Below are 17,779 nucleotides of genomic sequence, written 5' to 3'. Positions count from 1 at the left end.
GAAAGGGGTGGTTAAGGTGGAAGGGTTACAAGAAGTAAGAAGTGATGTTCAAGAAATCAAGCAAGAAATTAAAGAAATAAGATTAGAAGTGAAAAGCTTAGAAATACGAACAACAGGTAACGAAAAAGACATTATTAATATCAATAAGCAGTTAGATAAAATCAGCGCCAATACTACCTGGATTTTACGACTTATAGTTGGTGGAATTATTGGTGGTATTCTCACTTTCTTAATGAAAGGGGGTGGTATGTAATGGTTAGTTTAGCTGTAATGATTGGAATTGTAGTTGGTCTCTCACAAATCGTAAAAACAATTGGATTACAAACAAAATATGTTCCGTTATTAAATTTAACGCTTGGCATTGTGCTAGGCGTTTTATTTTTGGACGGAGATATCAAAACAAAGGTATTTCAAGGAATCATCATTGGTCTATCAGCAAGTGGATTATTTGACCACACAAAAATTATGAAAAAGGATGCTGATATAAAATGAAAAAAACATTAAAACATATTCCTTCTGTACTCTTTGCTGTTATTTTAGCTTTATCCGTTGCAACAAGTGCTTTTGCTGATAGAACACTGATTATTCCTGATTTACCTAAACAATCATACCGTTATGGTGTAGGTGCTTATGAGGGCGTTGTAGCACATTCTACAGCAACACCAGAAGCACCAGCTATTAATATTCAAAAATATGAGTCTCGTACATGGCGTTCGGCATTCGTACATTATGCAGTTGATTGGAATGAAACAATCCAAATTGCTGATACGAAATACATTGCTTACGGTGCAGGACCAGGAGCAAATAAACGATTTGTTCACGTAGAATTATGCGAAACAAGAGATTATGAAAAATTCAAACGAAGCTATGATAAGTACGTTAAGTTATTGGCTAAAATCCTTCGTGACCGTGGAATATCAGTAGAAAAAGGATTGTGGACTCACTACGATGTGACGAAATATCTTGGTGGTACAGATCATGAAGATCCACTTGATTACTTAAAGTCTCATGGCGTTTCAGAAGCTCAATTCCGCGCTGATGTACAACGCGCATATAATAACTCTAGTGTGGAAGTTTCCGTTCCTGATAAGCCGTCTAAACCAGCAGAAGTTCCAACGGCTGTAACAGATGGTATTGCTTATATTGAAGGTTACAATGTTAACTTACGTAAAGGACCTGGTACAAGTTATTCTAAGATTCGACAGCTAAATAAACCGGAATCTTATGTTGTATGGGGTGAAAAGGATGGTTGGTTAAATCTTGGTAGAGAGCAATGGATTAAGAACGATCCATCTTATGTGAAGTTTAGTAAGAAAAGCACAGTAGATTCATCAATTGTAGGTAAGCGTGTTGTTTCTAAAGTTAATAATTTACGATTCTATGATGCTCCATCTTGGCAGGAAAAAGATGTTGCTGGTTCTGTAGATGCAGGATTAGGTTTTACAATTGATGCAAAAATAAACGTCAATGGATCCCCGCAATACAAAGTGCACAATAGTAAAGGTAAAACATACTATGTCACAGCAAGTGAAGCCTATGTGTATGTGAAGTAAAAAGACAAGAGCCGTCCTGTTGGGCGGCTTTTTATACTTTATTTTTTAGAAGCTCTATATCCAGCAGCTTTTGCATCAGCTTCAGAACAGAACGTTTCTTCAGCATTTGTTTTATCATAGAACTGTTGACCAGGCATATGGTAAATTTTCTCGCCTCTACTATTTTTATTACCTTTAATAGTGCAAGTTCCATTTTGTTCTGTTACTTGATTTGTTTTGGGTGGAGTAGCAACTTCTTGTTTCTTTTGTTGCTCTTGTTGTTTCTTGAATTCTTTTTGTTTTTGCTGTTCTTCTCTTTGTTTTTGAAGTTCCTGTTGTCTTTTTTGTTCAGCTTCTTGCTTTTTTAATTCTTCTTGTTGCTTCTGAAGATCTTGTTGTTTTTTTTCCTCTTCTTTTACTTCCTCAGATTGTTTTGATTCCTCTTGCTTAATAACAGTAGAGGCTTTTTCGGATTTATCACTATCCGAACTTTTTGTACAAGAGCCTATTAAAATAATTAATAAAATGATGATACCTAAACAACCTAAACATCCACACCCTCGGCGTTTTTTTTCTTCTTTTTCATTTGTTGCTTTTTCCATTTCTATCCCCCTAAATATTGAAAATTTCAATATTTAGTATAACAGATATCGAAAGGGGATTATTGAAAAGTTTTTATTGAATGCATAACTTTTTAATAATTTGAAATTGAAAAGTGGTATTGTAAATTCACAATAATGATACTTGATTACAAAAAAAGTTGTTTTAATTATAATAAGGTGGTTAAGAACTTTAAAAAGGTAGAGGACAATGTTGAAACGGGTAATAGTAAAAAACTTTGTCATTTATCAAAATTTTTTCAGAAGGTATCGGTATATTTTCAAAATCTATCAATATTAAAAACACCCGACATCTTTCAATCAACAAAAATCGGGAAAGATATTTTTATTTTGTCCATAATGTGTTTGAAAGGAAGGATTTAGAATGGATTGGTTAGAGAGAATGAATCGCTCGATGAATTATATTGAGCAAAATTTATCGAATGAAATAGATGCAAAAGAAGTAGCGAGGTTAGCTTGTTGTTCAGAGTATCATTTTCCTAGAATGTTTTCGTCTATTACAGGTTTTACTTTGTCGGAATATATAAGGCGTAGACGTTTATCACAAGCTGCATTTGAACTTCAAAATGATAATTTCATTCGAATTATTGATCTTGCGCTGAAGTATGGATATGATTCACCGGACGCATTTAGTCGGGCTTTTAAAAGCCTTCATGGGGTGACTCCAACAGAAGCGAGACGTAAAGGGGTTGAATTAAAAGCCTTTCCGAGAATTTCCTTTCAAATCACGATTAAAGGGGATGTGGAGATGGAGTATAGAATTGAAGTGCTAGATTGTAAGGTTGAAATTGTAGGAGTGAAAGAAAAAGTCATAACTGAGGCTGCCTTTCGTATGATTCCGACATTATGGGAGGAAGCAACAAAAAGTGGATTATTGAAACGACTTATAGATATGTCATGGGAAAATCCGCAATGTAAATTAGAAGGTCTTTTAGGTGTATGTGGAAAGCAAGCTGCTATAACAGATGAAACATTTGAGTATATGATGGGATGCCGTTACCAAAGCGAATATACTATTGGCATGGAGAAGATTGTAATCCCTAAAAGTACTTGGGCTGTTTTTCCAAATGTCTCTGATGCATGGAAACGCCTCTATACAGAATGGCTACCTACCTCTGGATATGAGTTGGTAGATCTTCCTTGTATTGAAAATTATTTAGCACCTGATCGAAATCCGAGTAGTGAACTTTGGGTTCCAGTTATTCAAAAATAATGATAATGTGTGATGAGATATGGTTGATGAATGCTCAACTAGATGATAAATGGTGGTATGAAGTTAAATAAAACAAAAGAATAGTTTGATGAACAAAAATAAGAGCCGTCCTGTTGGGCGGCTTTTTTTATTGCTCAATTACTGTTGCACTAATTTTAGGCATTCCTGTTTTATCTTTTTCGTCGTAGGCACCATAGATTGTTACTATTGATCCTTTAGATATTTTTAATCCGTTTTTAAGTGTTATTTCATTTTCGTTCGTTTGCACTCCACTTTGGACAATTTGAATAGTGTACATGCCTTTGCCGTTATTTTCGTTTGTACTTATGACAAATGAGGGTAATGCTGAAGACTTAAGTAATAAATCTACCGTTCCGGTGGCTTTAAGCCTTTTTCCTTTTTCGTATTGATCTCCATTTGCCTTAACAAAACTAACTTCTTCAGCATCTTGCTTTATCTTCTTATTTAACTCATCTTGAGATGTTAAATCTTTTTTAGTTTCTGGTTGCGATTTGACGTTCGTTTTTTCGCTTGATTCACTTTGTTTAGAAGAATCACAAGCTGTTAGGCCTAATAATAAGGTACTTCCAATGCAAATACTTATAAGTTTTTTATACATTTTCATTCTCCTCCTCTATCCAAATTTCTTCCATGTGCAATTTTAATTCCTTTGCAATTTTATAGGCTGTAAGAAAGGTAGGTAGCGTCGTGTTATTAACAAGTGAACTCATTGTAGTTTGACTAATTCCAATAAGTTTTGAAAATTCCTTTTGACGTATTTCTCTTTCAGCAAAAATAACACGAAGTTTACATTTTAATCGCACAATATCACCTCTTTAATTATATACAATTCGCATATGGAAATGTGTCCTCCTTTAATTTAATTAACGAACATTTAGAAAAGTTTAAATGGACAGGCAATATAACTCTTTCTAAGTCATATACCTATATCAAGACCACGAGGAATACCAAGTGGAACTAAGGACATCAAGAGGGGAGAGGATTACATGCGTTGGCAGTATAATCACTTGAATACAACTCCATATCTTCATCCGTCCAAAGAATTACGTTCAATGTACAATGGATCAAGATCAAGAGCAGAGACAGAATCAATTTTAAATCACATGAAAAACCATGAAGTTTATGATCGAAAAGAATATAAAGGATATTTCAGTTTGTCGCAGGTATTAGAAGAAGATCTATATGGCGAGGAAGAAGATGTTTTAAACTGGGAAATTCTAATGGATTGTTATGATGTGGTCCTTACAAGAAAAGGTATTGCCTTTCGCGAAAAGGAAGAGGAGGAGTAATCCATGACACTTGCAGGGGAAGCGGTAATTATTTGGACAGCGACAGGGTTGTCAGTAATTGCTATGAAGACAGCAGAAAAAATGGGGAAAAGTGTTCCATATTGGCTTCCACGTGTAACCTTGTACACAACACTTACAGGCTCGTTTCTATACCTTCTACGTTATGTTCTAGTTGCATTTCTATGAAGGAATACAATGTGGAAGGTCAGGACAACAGGAAGGGTATAAGAAAAGGTCCGTTCCGTTATATTCCAAAAGAGTGCAATGATATCCTTATAGGATATCTAAGGGGGAAATGTTTATGTTCGAGTTACTAATAGTTCCTACAGCAGCATTAACATACGCATTAGTAAATGATAAATTCAAACGAAAAGATGAGGATAAAAAGAAGATTCAAGTCTTTTTTGAGGTGAGTGGAATCGCAATCAAAAGAGAAGATAAGCTACATTATCCCAAGTTTCAAAATCAAGTGGATGATGATCGTAGCACAACATATGTTTACACATTACCTGTAGGTATGCCGAGTAAAATTATTCAGAAGGTCGAGGATGTTGTAAGTGAGGGGTTAAATAAACCTGTTCGGATTCATTATGATAACTATAAATTAAGTATTCGAGTATTTCATAAAGACATACCTAATAAGTGGGAATGGTCAAAAACATTAGTTGAACAAGGAAAATGGCTTGTACCTATAGGGCAAAGCTTAGAAGAAACAATTTATCATGATTTTGATAAAACACCACACATGACTTTAGGTGGTTTAACACGTATGGGGAAAACCGTATTTTTAAAGAATGTAATGACATCTCTTATTACAGCACAACCGGATCATACGCATTTATACATCGTCGATTTAAAAGGAGGTTTAGAATTCGGGCCATATCAAAATTTAAAACAAGTTGAATCTATAGCAGAAAAGCCAATTCAAGCATTTCAAGTTTTAAATACCATTATTGAGAAAATGGAAGAGAAAATGTTCCATATGAAGGAAAGACATTATACAAACGTTGTAGAAACAAATATAAAAGAACGTCATTTCATTATAGTTGATGAAGGGGCTGAACTTTGTCCTGATAAAAGTATGGGGAAAGAGCAGCAAAAATTATTAGTAGCTTGTCAGAGAATGCTTTCTTATATAGCAAGGATTGGTGGGGCGCTTGGCTTCAGGTTGATTTTTTGTACACAATATCCGACTGGAGATACATTGCCACGACAAGTTAAACAAAATTCAGATGCAAAGCTTGGATTTAGATTGCCGACACAAACGGCTTCTCAAGTGGTTATAGATGAATGTGGATTGGAATCGATTAAAAGTATACCTGGACGCGCTTTGTTTAAAACGGATAGGTTAACAGAAATTCAAGTACCTTATATTTCTAATGAAATGATGTGGAATGTACTAAAACAATATGAGGTGGAGAAACATGAAAATACAAACACACATCAAATTGAATCGTCAGATGATGATTCTGACCTCGATTAGAAAGCTGAAATTTGCTACACGTAGGCATTTAATGGCTATCCATGATTTAGGTGGTATAAGAAATGCAAACCGTATATTAAAGGATTTAGGTACATTTGTTAACAGTACCGTGTACAAAAAAGAATATGTATATTACTTAAATAAAAAAGGGCGCGCACTATTCGATGATACAGAAAAAATAGTACCGACAATTCGATTAGCACACAGCCTTATGAGAAATGAGGCGTGGCTCTATCTGTTTTGTCCGGACGACTGGCAGATAGAAACACCTATACGTTATAAAATAGATGATAACAAGAAGACAATTATTCCAGATGTTAAATTCCGAGATGAAGAAGGGATTTTAAATGCTGTAGAAATAGATCGGACGCAGATGATGAATGTAAATAGTGAGAAGCTGAAAAGGTATGGAGAATTTACTATGTATTATAAAAATAAATATAACGGAAAAGTACCAATTATTCATTTTTTTACAGTTACCAAATACAGAGAAAAGAAACTGGAAGAGTTAGCAGCTAAATATGATATTTTTGTAAAGGTTTATGTAATAGAAGAATTTTAATCACAAAATTAATTATGGGCATATATATTAAGAAGAGAGCGGCGCATAAAACGACCACTCTCTTTTGACCACGTAGACCACATTGACCACAACTTGTACCACATTTATTATTTACTTTATGTCCATTTTGTCTAAAATAGAAAATATAGCTGGACAAGAATACACGTTTTATCACATAATGGACACAATGCATCTTTAGAGGTGTAAAGAAAAAACATTGACAAATATAAAATGGCTAGCTATAATTTTGTTTGTTGCCTTGAGGTGATATGATATGAAATGGTCCATCCATCAATTGAATAAATTGAGAAATAAAGGATTGACATTGGATGAGATGGTAGATGTAAGTGAGCTAAAAGAGGTCGAGAAAGATATTCGTGAAATTAATCCTGTTCACGTAACAGGAAGAGTTGATTTTGGCTCCGGTAAGTTTACGTTCCATCTACATATAACTGGAAGCATGGTTTTACCATGTTCTCGCTCTTTAGTAGATGTGACATTACCATTTGACATTAAAACAACTGAGGTGTTCCAAACTTCACAAGAAGAATTTGAAACTGAAGCTGAAATTCATTGTTTAGAAGGAGAAGTACTTGACTTACTGCCCGTAATCAAGGAAAATATACTTTTGGAGATTCCAATGCAAATTTTCAGTGATGATGTTTCTGGTGGAGCACCGACGCAAGGTCAAGACTGGCAAGTGATTTCGGAAGAAGACAAAGAAAAGCCTGTTGATCCAAGATTGGCAGGACTTGCAAAGTTTTTTGACAAATAATCGGAAGACTGGTTCAGGCCTTCATATGAAAATAACTATTTCTTTTAAGGAGGTGGGAAGAATGGCTGTACCTTTTAGAAGAACTTCTAAAACAGTAAAAAGAAAGCGTCGTACGCATTTCAAATTATCAGTACCTGGTATGGTAGAGTGCCCAAGCTGTGGTGAAGCGAAATTAGCTCACCGTGTATGTAAAGCATGCGGTACTTACAAAGGTAAAGAAGTAATCAGCAAGTAATTGCGGGAAAATAAACGTAGAAGATATCTTCTACGTTTATTTTTTTGTCTTATTCTTCATTTGTTGTATTCTATCTTTTCTAGTAACTGCATATGTTTAATAAAAAATGCATAGGGAGGACTAGAGAGATGGCGACAACAAGACAAGATGCTTGGACTGATGATGAAGATTTGCTTCTGGCAGAAGTAGTACTCCGGCATATTCGAGAAGGTGGAACGCAATTATCTGCCTTTAAAGAAGTGGGAAGACATTTATCACGTACACCAGCAGCATGTGGCTTTAGGTGGAATTCTTACGTTAGAAAGCAATACAAAGAACGTATTGAAGAAGCGAAGCAACTGCGTAAAGTGGAAAATTATGAAGTGAAAGAGACAAAGGTATTAGAACCTACGTCAATTACATTGAATGATGTTATTGATTTCTTGCAAAATTATAAAGATGAAAACTCTTTAGTGGTGTTGCAACAGCAAATTGAATCGTTACAAACAGAGAAAGAGAGCCTGTTGGAGCGATTATCAGTATATGAGGAAGAATATAGAACATTGCTTGATTATATTGATCAAAAAAGAAGTGTAATGGTAGCGGAAAGAAATAGCGCTCGTTCGAATGGGAAATTAGAGAAGTTAAAGAAATAAAAAAACAGCTGCTATGTAGCTGTTTTTTTTATTTCTTATGCAGACTCTTCATTTGTAACCGCATTCAAATTTGTTTCTGGGTGCCAAACGTAAAAATCACCATCAGGTACTGACACAGGTTGGAAATTTAATTTATCCCAAAAACCAGCTGAATGGATACGTGCGATCGTTTTAATTGGGAACTGCAGTCCCTTCGCATAATTTACAAGCATTTCTCCGAATCCTTGTTTTTGGAAAGTTGGTAATACTTCAAGTTTATAAAGTTCTAGGTAAGTACCTGTAATTTCGAATGGTTCCCCGCCGTTCCTTTTCATGTATAGACTCATACGTGCAATGAGTGATCCGCCGTAATAAATACCGTAAAATGGAGATTCACTATTGTTTTCAATAATGTTTGCTTGTAATTCTTCTAACATGGATAGTTCTTGAGCTCCGCAGCCTTTAAATTTTTTAAACTCGTCTAATGTTTTATAATTGATGAGCAAGCGCTCAACTTTTGGGAATCCCATAACATCACATCCTTTTTGTCTCGTTGAATGCAGAAAAGTGAAAATATTTATAATAATATTATAACTCATTTTTTTATTTTTATGAAGATGATAGTGTATTTCTTTTATTATTTTTTTGAGGATTTGCTAAACTAAGAGTAGAAGCATAGTAATAAGTAGTATATACATATTGAAAGAAGAGGTGGCATTTGATCATCTTTAGTTAATTATTATTCCGTATGAATCGGGGGTTCGCGGAATAAAAGAGGAGGGGAAAAAGGGACTTATGTATCGTGTTCAAATGAGTTCCTTGTGTGAAAATGAAAATTGGAGTTGCGGGACCGGGAGCTATTGGTCTATTGTATACATTTTATTTACAAAAAAGTAATCAAGATGTTACGTTGTTTACAAGGACAGCTAAGCAGGCTGACGAATTAAATATAACGGGTGTAACTTGTATTAGGGAGGGGAAACGTGAAACGGTATTCCCGCCAGTATTACCAATAGAAAGTATGCTAGACCAGCAGCTAGATTATATATTTATTGCTGTTAAGCAATATCATATAACTGACATACTACCTTTTGTGCGAGGGAAATCCTCAGTAGTCTTTTTGCAAAACGGAATGTCACACCTTCATGCTATGCAGAAAATAGAGAATGAAAATATTGCAGTTGGAATTGTAGAGCATGGTGCGAAAAAAGAAGAAAGACATATCGTTTATCATACAGGGATAGGTGTAACGAAGTTTGGAATCGTGCGCGGTCGGTCTATACATTTTGAAAAAATATTTAATTGCTTTCCTTTTCCGCATTTTCCAATTCGAATAGAAGATAATTGGAAGGATGTTATGCACAAAAAATTAGTAGTGAATGTATGTATCAATCCATTGACGGCATTATTACAGGTCAAGAACGGAGAATTGATCACGAACCCGTTTTTTTATCAGATGATGGAGCAAGTATTCCAGGAAGTCGTTTTTCTCGTTAAAGAAGAAAAAGAAATGGTATGGGAAATGGTACGTCATGTATGTGAAAGAACATCTCATAATACATCATCTATGCTGGCAGATGTAAGGGCGAATAGACAAACAGAGATTGGTGCGATTGTTGGATATGTATTAGAAGAAGCTAAGAAACAGCAACGATCCGTTCCGACACTTCAATTTTTGTTCGATGCAATAAAAGGGTTAGAAGTAAAAGTATAAGTGTAATTCTTTGCTTTTATGTGAAACATTGACTACAATGTGGATTGGTGAGAGAACAGGATACGAAAGGAAGAATTATATGGAGATAAAAGAAATCTCTGTTCCGCAACAAGGTGTTGTAGCGGACTATATGAACGGTAAAAAAGAGATACAGTCGTGTTTTGATTATATGTTAACAGAAGATGCTTTTAAACAGCGTGTACAAGATTTGCGTGAGAGGGAGTTTTTCCGCCAAGATTTAGTAGCGCATTTATTAGAATATAATACAAAATTACAAGCGGGAGAAGCTACAATTCAAAATGTAAAAGCGCTTGAAGATGAAGATACATATGTTGTTATAGCTGGACAACAAGCTGGGTTATTAACTGGGCCACTTTATACGATTCATAAAATTATTTCAGTTTTACAGCTTGCGAAGGAAAAGGAAGAAAGTTTAGGCGTTAAAGTTGTTCCTGTTTTCTGGATTGCTGGTGAAGACCATGATATGGATGAAATTAATCATACTTTTGTAACGAAGAATAAAAAAATAAAAAAGACTATTTTTCATGATCGTAATCCGAAAAAGGCGAGTGCTTCAGAGTCTGAGCTTTCTTTGGAAGACTGTAGAAAGTGGATTGAAGAAATTTTTAAAACATACCCTGAAACGAATTTTACAAAGGATGTACTGAGATTTATTGATGATTCTTTACGGAAATCGAATACGTATGTAGATTTCTTTGGTCACCTTATTATGAAAATGTTCATAAATTCTGGTTTAATTCTTGTCGATTCGCATCATCCTGAATTAAGAAAATTAGAAGTGCCGTTTTTTAAACAAATTGTAAGTAAGTATAAAGAAGTGCAAGAGGGGCTTCATAACCAACAGGAAGTAATTAAAGAATTAGGATATAAGCCAATTATTGAAACAAAGTCTAATGCAGTACATATATTCATGGAAATTGATAATGAGCGAGTGTTGCTTGAAGACAATCAAGGGAAGTTTGTTGGGAAGGATGGGACGTATTCCTTTTCATATGAAGAATTGATTGAAGAGATGGAAAGAAGCCCAGAGCGCTTTAGTAATAATGTTGTAACACGCCCTCTTATGCAAGAGTATGTATTTCCTACGTTGGCGTTTATTGGAGGTCCAGGGGAATTAGCTTACTGGAGTGAATTACAACAAGTCTTCCATACTATCGGTTTCCGAATGCCGCCTGTCGTTCCTCGTATTACAATTACTTATATTGAGAGGGATATAGCGACAGATTTACACGATTTACAATTGCAAGAGAGTGATCCGTTTTTAAATAACGTGGATAAGTTGCGTGAGAACTGGTTATCTAATCAAATAGAGGAACCGATAGATGAACGATTTGTAGAGGCGAAAAAAGAAATAATGAATATTCATACGTCATTACAACAGTTTGTGAAGGAAATAGATCCTGGATTAAGTGCATTTGCAGGGAAAAATGAGTTCAAAATTAATGAACAAATTGAACTGTTGGAAAGAATGTTGAAAAGAAATGTTGAGAAAAAACATGAAGTGGAACTAAATAAATTCCGTCGTATACAATTTGCAATCCGTCCATTGGGAGCGCCACAAGAGCGTGTGTGGAATGTATGTTACTATTTAAATCAGTTCGGTTTAGATTTCGTTGATCGTGTAATGGAAAAACCGTTTTCTTGGAATGGAAAACATCACGTTATAAAACTATAGAATCTTGCTCTTAGGAGCAGGATTTTATTTTTATTCCGTTGAATTTACTGTGAAGTGAAATTTTTCTGAATTATTAATTTTAATAAAGCTAATATCGTAATTATGCAGGATACTTAAATATATGACAAAATAGCACAAAATGTAAACGTATTATTATCTTTTTCGACAGTTTTTTATTTAAATTCCCGCAAAAGATGATAAAATTTAGTATATAATAAAAGAAAATGGCGATTTGTATAGTATGCTGCCTTTGTAGGCAAGTTAAATGAGTCGTTCTTTCATAGTATTTCGTTCTCTAGTCGTGAAATATGCGTTTAGAGGAGGAGATACATTCAACATAATTAATTGGAAAAAGAGTAGGTGCAACAATGTTTAATCACGTAACAGTGCTTTTGAAGGAAACAGTAGATGGCTTAGATATAAAGCCAGGTGGTACATATGTAGATTGTACACTGGGGGGAGGAGGACATAGTTCTTATTTATTATCCCAATTAACTGAAGGCGGAAGATTAATCGCGTTTGATCAAGATGAGATAGCAATTCAAAATGCGAAAGAAAAATTCTCTTCATACGGTGAGCAGTTCATAACAGTAAAGAGTAATTTCCGTTACCTATCTGAAAAACTACAGGAATTAGGTATAACAGAAGTAGACGGTATTTTATTTGATTTAGGTGTTTCATCCCCGCAATTAGATACACCAGAGCGTGGCTTTAGTTACCATCATGATGCACCGTTAGATATGCGAATGGATCAAGATGCCCCATTAACAGCCTATGATGTTGTAAATAGTTGGTCATATGAACAACTTGTAAGAATTTTCTTCCAGTATGGCGAAGAGAAATTTTCAAAACAAATAGCAAGAAAAATTGAAGCGTATCGTGAGAATAAAGCTATTGAAACGACAGGGGAATTAGTAGAACTAATTAAAGAGGGTATTCCAGCTCCTGCTCGTAGAACGGGTGGACATCCTGCGAAGCGAGTGTTCCAAGCGATCCGTATTGCGGTAAATGATGAATTGAAAGTATTTGAAGAAGCGTTGGAATCTGCAATTGAGATGGTCAAGCCAGGCGGAAGAGTTAGCGTTATAACATTCCATTCTTTAGAAGACCGTATTTGTAAAACGACGTTTAAGCGAAATAGTACAACGCCACAATTGCCACCAGGATTACCAATTATTCCTGATGAATTTAAGCCAAAATTAAAGCTTATTACAAGAAAACCGATTTTACCTTCTGATATAGAGTTAGAAGAAAATAATCGAGCGCGTTCTGCGAAATTGAGAATCGCTGAAAAACGATAAAAAGGGGAGAGAGGTATGAGTAACTTAGCTGTAAAGTACAAGCAACAAGCGCAAGAAGAGGTTCAGATTCAAACGCCCCCACAGCAGATGGTTCAGCCAAAAGCTAAAGCGAAGATTACAAGAATCGAAAAACTGTTGTATGTAGCGTTTATTGGCTTTTTATTGTATGCCTGTGTAGCATTTATTGGAAATAAAGCAGGCCTTTATCAAGTTAATGTAGAAGCTGCGACAATAGAACAAAAAATTGTACAGCAGCAAAAAGAAAATCAAGAGTTACAGGCTGAAGTAGAGAAGTTAAGTCGTTATGAACGAATCGCTGAAGTTGCAAAAAAACACGGGCTAGAAATTAATGCGAATAATGTGAAAGGCCTCAAATAAGGCAATAGGTGTGAAGGGAAAATGAAGAGAAATATGACTAAATTTCATACCAATAAGGGAGCAGGGTATTTTATGATTTTATTCCTCCTGCTCTTTTTGCTGTTATTAGCCCGATTTTTTTACATACAAGCGACAGGAACAGTGCATAATCAGGATTTGGATAAACTCGCTCAGCAAAAACATAGTAAAACAGGAGTTCTCGAAGCAAATCGCGGGACGATTTATGATCAAAACGGTCATGTATTAGCGCAAGATGCAAACTCTTATAAACTTGTAGCGGAACTAAAAGGTGCGAAGCCGGTTGAGGATAAAGAGGATACCGCCAAGAAAATTGCGGGCGTACTCGGAAAAGATGAAAAGAAGATTTTAGATACGTTAAATAAAGAAGGTAGAAGTCAAGTAGAATTTGGGAATTTAGGTAAGGGCTTGACGAAGGAACAGAAGGAACAAATCGAAGCATTGAAATTGCCAGGCATATCTTTTATTACAGAAAATGCAAGAGTGTATCCAAATGGTGATTTCGCATCTTATGTTGTAGGTTACGCGAAACCTGATGATAAAGGAATTGCTATAGGACGATTTGGTTTAGAAAAGAGTTTGGATAAGTATTTAGGTGCTGCTAATGGAAAAGTAGCTTATACAGGTGACCGTAAAGGAGTATCTCTTGACGGTGGAAAAGTGAATGTAAAGGCACCTAAAAATGGTGATAATGTTTATTTAACGCTTGACCAACGTATTCAAAGTTATTTAGAAGACGCGATGAAAGAAGCGAGTAAACATTATGAACCGGAAAGCTTAATAGGAATTGTTGCGGATCCAAAAACAGGGAAAATATTAGCGATGTCTAGTAAACCTAGTTATGATCCGAACCAGGAAATTAATGAGTATTATTATAATGATGCAATTGCAAATGCATTTGAACCTGGATCAACAATGAAAATTTTCACGCTAGCAGCAGCTATTAATGAAGGTGTGTATAAGGGACAAGATTATTATCAGTCTGGTACATATCAAGTCGGGAACCGCAAAATAAAAGATCATAATGGCGGCGCTGGATGGGGATCTATCACATTTGATGAAGGGGTAGAGCGCTCTTCCAACGTAGCGTTTGCTATTTTAGGTGATCAAAAACTTGGTCCAGACCGTTTCCGGAAATATATCCATGCTTTCGGATTAGATGAAAAAACGAATATTGATTTACCTGATGAAGGTTCAAATACCATTTTATTCGATCAGCAAATACAGCAAGTAACGACAGCTTTTGGACAAGGTTCTACTGTAACACCAATTCAGCTTGTACAAGCTGCAACTGCTATTGCGAACGATGGGAAAATGATGAAACCTTATACAATTGATAAAATTGTAGATCCGATAACAGGGGAAGTAAAATTAGAACATAAGCCAGAAGAAGTGGGCAAACCGGTTACAAAAGAGACAGCAGCGCAAGTAAGGCAGTTATTAGAACGTGTTGTTACATCACCGAAAGGAACAGGAACTGCTTATAAAGTCGATGGATATTCAGTTGGTGGTAAAACAGGAACAGCGCAAATTCCGGATGGAAAAGGTGGCTATATGACAGGAAGAGAGAATTATATATTCTCGTTCTTAGGTATGGCACCTATGGATGATCCGCAACTTGTTGTATATGTAGCTGTTAAAAAACCGAAGTTGAAAGATGATGAGAGTGGTGCACAACCTTTAGCTGATATTTTTAAATATGTAACGAAGAATAGTTTAGAGTATTTAAAGATTAAGCCTAATGAAGTGAAAGATCCGAAGAAATATGTGAAAGAGCAGCAAACTGCTGTTCCAGATGTAACGGGAAAAACGATGGAAGAAGCGAAAAAAGCTATTGATAAAGCAAAACTTCGCCCAATCGTATTAGGTGAAGGGAAAGTACAGCAACAAGTACCGAAAGCGACTGAACAAACATTGAAGGGTGACCGAGTGTTCTTAGTGGGAGATCAACCTACAATGCCAAATATACAAGGCTGGGCACTTCGTGATGTTATGAATTTAGCAAAAACATTAAAGCTTAACTTAAAACCTACTGGTACCGGATACGTAACTGAACAAAGTGTGCCAGAAGGAACATTGTTGCAACCTGGTACAGAGTTAGGTGTAACACTTGTGCCGCCACTTGAACCACAACAAGAAGCAGAAAAGCCGTAATGGTAAAAGAGAAGAAGTTCTAATTAAATAAGTACAAGCATATATTGGAACAAGCTAGGCGTAAGGGAGGCTTGTTCCAATATGCGTGTATCAAATGTAACAGTTAGAAAACGACTTATTTTTATACTCATATCAGGTATACTTATTTTCACTATCATCGATATTCGTCTTGGATATGTGCAATTTTTTCTTGGGAATATGTTAACGGATCGTGCGAAAGATTCATGGAGTCGTAATATTACTTTTGAACCTGAACGTGGAAAAATTTTAGACCGAAATGGTGTGGAACTTGCCACGAATAAAAGTGCTCCAACTGTCTTTGTTGTACCGAGGCAAATTGAAAAACCAGCAGAGACTGCAGAGAAGTTAGCTGCAGTATTAGGTGTGGAAAAAGATGAGATTTATAAGAGGATTACAAAAAAAGAATCAATTGTAAGGTTAGATAAAGGCGGAAGGAAAATATCACATGATAAGGCGAAAGAGGTAAGAGGATTAAGTTTGAAAGGTGTTTATATCGCAGAGGACTCTATCCGGTACTATCCATTTGGCAACTTTTTATCACACGTATTAGGGTTTGCAGGTAGTGATAACCAAGGTCTTATGGGACTAGAAAAGTATTATGATAAAGAGCTGAATGGTGATGAAGGTCATGTGCGCTTTTTTGCAGATGCAAAAGGGCAAAGGATGCCTAATGTTGGTGATGATTTCAAAAAACCAGAAGCTGGTTTGAATTTAGGTTTAACAATTGATGCACGTATTAATAGAATTATGGAAAGAGAAATGAATATTGCAGAGTCGACATATAATCCAGATGGTATGATTGCGATTGCGATGAATCCGAAAAATGGTGAAATTTTAGGTATGTCGAGTCGGCCGAGTTTTGATCCGGCAGATTTTCAAAGTGTTTCTCCAGAAGTGTACAATAGAAATTTACCAGTATGGAGTACGTATGAACCTGGTTCAACATTTAAAATCATTACGTTAGCCGCAGCTTTGAATGAAAATTTAGTAGACTTAGAGAAAGATACGTTTTATGATGATGGAGCAGCTGAAGTTGGTGGAGCAAGATTGAAATGCTGGAAAGCAGGAGGCCACGGTAGCCAAACGTTTTTAGAAGTAGTTCAAAACTCTTGTAACCCAGGATTTATCGAACTGGGTGATCGTCTTGGTAAAGACCGATTGTTTAAATACATTCGTAATTTCGGCTTTGGACAGAAGACAGGAATCGATCTGCAAGGTGAAGGTAGTGGGATTTTATTTAATTTAGATAAAGTCGGTCCAGTCGAGCAAGCAACAACTTCATTCGGTCAAGGTGTTTCTGTTACGCCAATCCAACAAGTAGCGGCGGTAGCAGCGGCTGTAAATGGTGGAACTTTGTATCAACCGTATATAGCTAAAGAATTTATTGATCCGAAAAACAATCAAGTTGTAAGTAAAAAGACACCTGTGGAAAAAAGAAAAGTTATTTCCAAGGAAACTTCAGAAAAAGTTCGGTATGCATTAGAGAATGTTGTAGCAAAAGGATCTGGTAAAGGTGCTTTCATTGATGGGTATCGTGTAGGTGGAAAAACAGGTACGGCTCAAAAAGTGAAAGATGGTAAATATTTAGAGAATAATTATATTGTATCTTTTATCGGTTTTGCTCCAGCAGATGATCCGGAAATTGTTGTTTATGTTGCTGTTGATAATCCGAAAGGTGTAACGCAATTTGGTGGAGTAGTAGCAGCTCCAATTGTTGGGAATATTCTGCGGGATGCACTTCCTGTTATGGGAGTGAAACCGAGAAAAGAACAAGTTGAGAGAGAATATAAATGGGGCGATACACCAACTGTGGAAGTTCCGAATTTAATTGGTATGAAAAAGAAAGACTTACAGACGCAACTCGTTGATTTGAAGCTTGATATAAGCGGAGATGGAGAGAAAGTCATTAAACAGTCCCCGGAAGCAGGAGCTAAAGTGAAAGAAGGCTCAAAAATTAGAATTTACTTCGGGAATTAAAGGTAACCTAGTACGTTTTATGGTACAATTGGTGGAAGTGAGTTCTTTATAGAAGAGTTACTTAATTTGAGACCGCAAGAGTCTCGGTTATAAATAGGTCTATTTATTAGACACAGTAGCACTTACCTCCTATTTTACATAATTAGGAGGTAACGTGTTGCTTATTAATAAAAGAG

General features: G+C 35.8%; 21 protein-coding genes. 17 read left to right on the top strand and 4 right to left on the bottom strand.

What is annotated here, in order from left to right:
* Nucleotides 1–16 precede the first annotated feature (16 nt).
* Genes ACTFSI_RS01700 through ACTFSI_RS01690 form a run of 3 tightly spaced genes read left to right on the top strand, consistent with a single transcriptional unit; the run spans nucleotide 17 to nucleotide 1,553 of the window.
* Nucleotides 17–253 (top strand): hemolysin XhlA family protein, encoded by a 237-nt coding sequence (locus ACTFSI_RS01700; RefSeq protein WP_000398745.1) that lies wholly within the window; start codon nucleotides 17–19, stop codon nucleotides 251–253.
* Nucleotides 253–492 carry a holin gene (locus tag ACTFSI_RS01695; RefSeq protein ID WP_438877100.1) on the top strand — a complete coding sequence of 80 codons (240 nt, stop codon included), beginning with the start codon at nucleotides 253–255 and terminating at the stop codon, nucleotides 490–492. Before ACTFSI_RS01700 ends, ACTFSI_RS01695 begins: the two co-directional genes overlap by 1 nt.
* Nucleotides 489–1,553, top strand: a complete 1,065-nt coding sequence (locus ACTFSI_RS01690) for an N-acetylmuramoyl-L-alanine amidase (RefSeq protein ID WP_197225326.1) — start codon at nucleotides 489–491, stop codon at nucleotides 1,551–1,553. The genes ACTFSI_RS01695 and ACTFSI_RS01690 overlap by 4 nt, the downstream gene beginning before the upstream one ends.
* Nucleotides 1,554–1,591: 38 nt before the next feature.
* On the opposite strand, the gene ACTFSI_RS01685 is transcribed toward ACTFSI_RS01690, so the two are convergent.
* On the bottom strand, nucleotides 1,592–2,134 hold the full coding sequence (locus tag ACTFSI_RS01685; RefSeq protein WP_000409542.1) for a sunset domain-containing protein: 543 nt from the start codon (nucleotides 2,132–2,134) through the stop codon (nucleotides 1,592–1,594).
* 382 nt (nucleotides 2,135–2,516) lie between these two features.
* Between ACTFSI_RS01685 and ACTFSI_RS01680 the strand changes: the two genes are divergently transcribed.
* Entirely contained in the window at nucleotides 2,517–3,365 is an 849-nt protein-coding gene (locus ACTFSI_RS01680) for an AraC family transcriptional regulator (RefSeq protein ID WP_197225328.1), read from the top strand.
* A 127-nt stretch (nucleotides 3,366–3,492) separates the two neighbouring features.
* On the opposite strand, the gene ACTFSI_RS01675 is transcribed toward ACTFSI_RS01680, so the two are convergent.
* On the bottom strand, nucleotides 3,493–3,984 hold the full coding sequence (locus tag ACTFSI_RS01675; RefSeq protein ID WP_197225329.1) for a hypothetical protein: 492 nt from the start codon (nucleotides 3,982–3,984) through the stop codon (nucleotides 3,493–3,495).
* Entirely contained in the window at nucleotides 3,977–4,189 is a 213-nt protein-coding gene (locus ACTFSI_RS01670) for a helix-turn-helix transcriptional regulator (protein ID WP_001237238.1), read from the bottom strand. The genes ACTFSI_RS01675 and ACTFSI_RS01670 overlap by 8 nt, the downstream gene beginning before the upstream one ends.
* A gap of 183 nt (nucleotides 4,190–4,372) precedes the next feature.
* Between ACTFSI_RS01670 and ACTFSI_RS01665 the strand changes: the two genes are divergently transcribed.
* The 7 genes from ACTFSI_RS01665 to ACTFSI_RS01635 all read left to right on the top strand — a co-directional run bounded on the left by ACTFSI_RS01665 (nucleotide 4,373) and on the right by ACTFSI_RS01635 (nucleotide 8,365).
* The gene (locus ACTFSI_RS01665) at nucleotides 4,373–4,675 is read left to right on the top strand and encodes a hypothetical protein (protein WP_284994828.1); all 303 of its coding nucleotides are present in this window, start codon (nucleotides 4,373–4,375) and stop codon (nucleotides 4,673–4,675) included.
* Between the two features lie 3 nt (nucleotides 4,676–4,678).
* Nucleotides 4,679–4,861, top strand: coding sequence for a hypothetical protein (locus ACTFSI_RS01660; protein ID WP_197225331.1), 183 nt, complete (start codon nucleotides 4,679–4,681; stop codon nucleotides 4,859–4,861).
* Between the two features lie 115 nt (nucleotides 4,862–4,976).
* Complete coding sequence (locus ACTFSI_RS01655; RefSeq protein ID WP_197225332.1) at nucleotides 4,977–6,158, top strand: FtsK/SpoIIIE domain-containing protein; 1,182 nt, start codon at nucleotides 4,977–4,979, stop codon at nucleotides 6,156–6,158.
* Complete coding sequence (locus ACTFSI_RS01650) at nucleotides 6,100–6,720, top strand: replication-relaxation family protein (protein WP_197225333.1); 621 nt, start codon at nucleotides 6,100–6,102, stop codon at nucleotides 6,718–6,720. The genes ACTFSI_RS01655 and ACTFSI_RS01650 overlap by 59 nt, the downstream gene beginning before the upstream one ends.
* 274 nt (nucleotides 6,721–6,994) lie before the next feature.
* Entirely contained in the window at nucleotides 6,995–7,495 is a 501-nt protein-coding gene (locus ACTFSI_RS01645) for a YceD family protein (protein WP_000872145.1), read from the top strand.
* A 61-nt stretch (nucleotides 7,496–7,556) separates the two neighbouring features.
* Nucleotides 7,557–7,730 (top strand): 50S ribosomal protein L32, encoded by a 174-nt coding sequence (rpmF, locus tag ACTFSI_RS01640; protein WP_001984764.1) that lies wholly within the window; start codon nucleotides 7,557–7,559, stop codon nucleotides 7,728–7,730.
* 128 nt (nucleotides 7,731–7,858) lie between these two features.
* Nucleotides 7,859–8,365, top strand: a complete 507-nt coding sequence (locus tag ACTFSI_RS01635) for an RsfA family transcriptional regulator (RefSeq protein WP_000246478.1) — start codon at nucleotides 7,859–7,861, stop codon at nucleotides 8,363–8,365.
* A gap of 35 nt (nucleotides 8,366–8,400) precedes the next feature.
* Here the strand turns inward: ACTFSI_RS01635 and ACTFSI_RS01630 are convergent, their stop codons facing one another.
* Nucleotides 8,401–8,874 (bottom strand): N-acetyltransferase, encoded by a 474-nt coding sequence (locus tag ACTFSI_RS01630; protein ID WP_000506707.1) that lies wholly within the window; start codon nucleotides 8,872–8,874, stop codon nucleotides 8,401–8,403.
* A 293-nt stretch (nucleotides 8,875–9,167) separates the two neighbouring features.
* Between ACTFSI_RS01630 and panE the strand changes: the two genes are divergently transcribed.
* From panE to ACTFSI_RS01600, 6 genes are all read left to right on the top strand, one after another.
* The gene (gene panE, locus ACTFSI_RS01625; RefSeq protein WP_052587750.1) at nucleotides 9,168–10,058 is read left to right on the top strand and encodes a 2-dehydropantoate 2-reductase; all 891 of its coding nucleotides are present in this window, start codon (nucleotides 9,168–9,170) and stop codon (nucleotides 10,056–10,058) included.
* A 79-nt stretch (nucleotides 10,059–10,137) separates the two neighbouring features.
* Nucleotides 10,138–11,754: a bacillithiol biosynthesis cysteine-adding enzyme BshC gene (bshC, locus tag ACTFSI_RS01620; RefSeq protein WP_000403051.1), complete on the top strand. Its 1,617-nt coding sequence runs from the start codon at nucleotides 10,138–10,140 to the stop codon at nucleotides 11,752–11,754.
* Nucleotides 11,755–12,122: 368 nt separating this feature from the next.
* Entirely contained in the window at nucleotides 12,123–13,055 is a 933-nt protein-coding gene (gene rsmH / locus ACTFSI_RS01615) for a 16S rRNA (cytosine(1402)-N(4))-methyltransferase RsmH (RefSeq protein ID WP_000481789.1), read from the top strand.
* Nucleotides 13,056–13,070: 15 nt separating this feature from the next.
* Entirely contained in the window at nucleotides 13,071–13,433 is a 363-nt protein-coding gene (gene ftsL / locus ACTFSI_RS01610; protein ID WP_000067081.1) for a cell division protein FtsL, read from the top strand.
* A gap of 21 nt (nucleotides 13,434–13,454) precedes the next feature.
* Nucleotides 13,455–15,605, top strand: coding sequence for a penicillin-binding protein (locus ACTFSI_RS01605; RefSeq protein ID WP_080776446.1), 2,151 nt, complete (start codon nucleotides 13,455–13,457; stop codon nucleotides 15,603–15,605).
* Between the two features lie 81 nt (nucleotides 15,606–15,686).
* A complete protein-coding gene (locus tag ACTFSI_RS01600; protein ID WP_001266227.1) occupies nucleotides 15,687–17,603 on the top strand; it encodes a stage V sporulation protein D in 1,917 nt (638 codons plus the stop codon).
* The last annotated feature ends 176 nt before the right edge of the window (nucleotides 17,604–17,779 follow it).

It is taken from the genome of Bacillus cereus group sp. MYBK101-2, from assembly GCF_051918845.1.
Classification (GTDB): domain Bacteria; phylum Bacillota; class Bacilli; order Bacillales; family Bacillaceae_G; genus Bacillus_A; species Bacillus_A paranthracis.
Note: the sequence above shows the minus strand (reverse complement) of the source record. Positions and strands in the feature narration are given on the sequence as shown.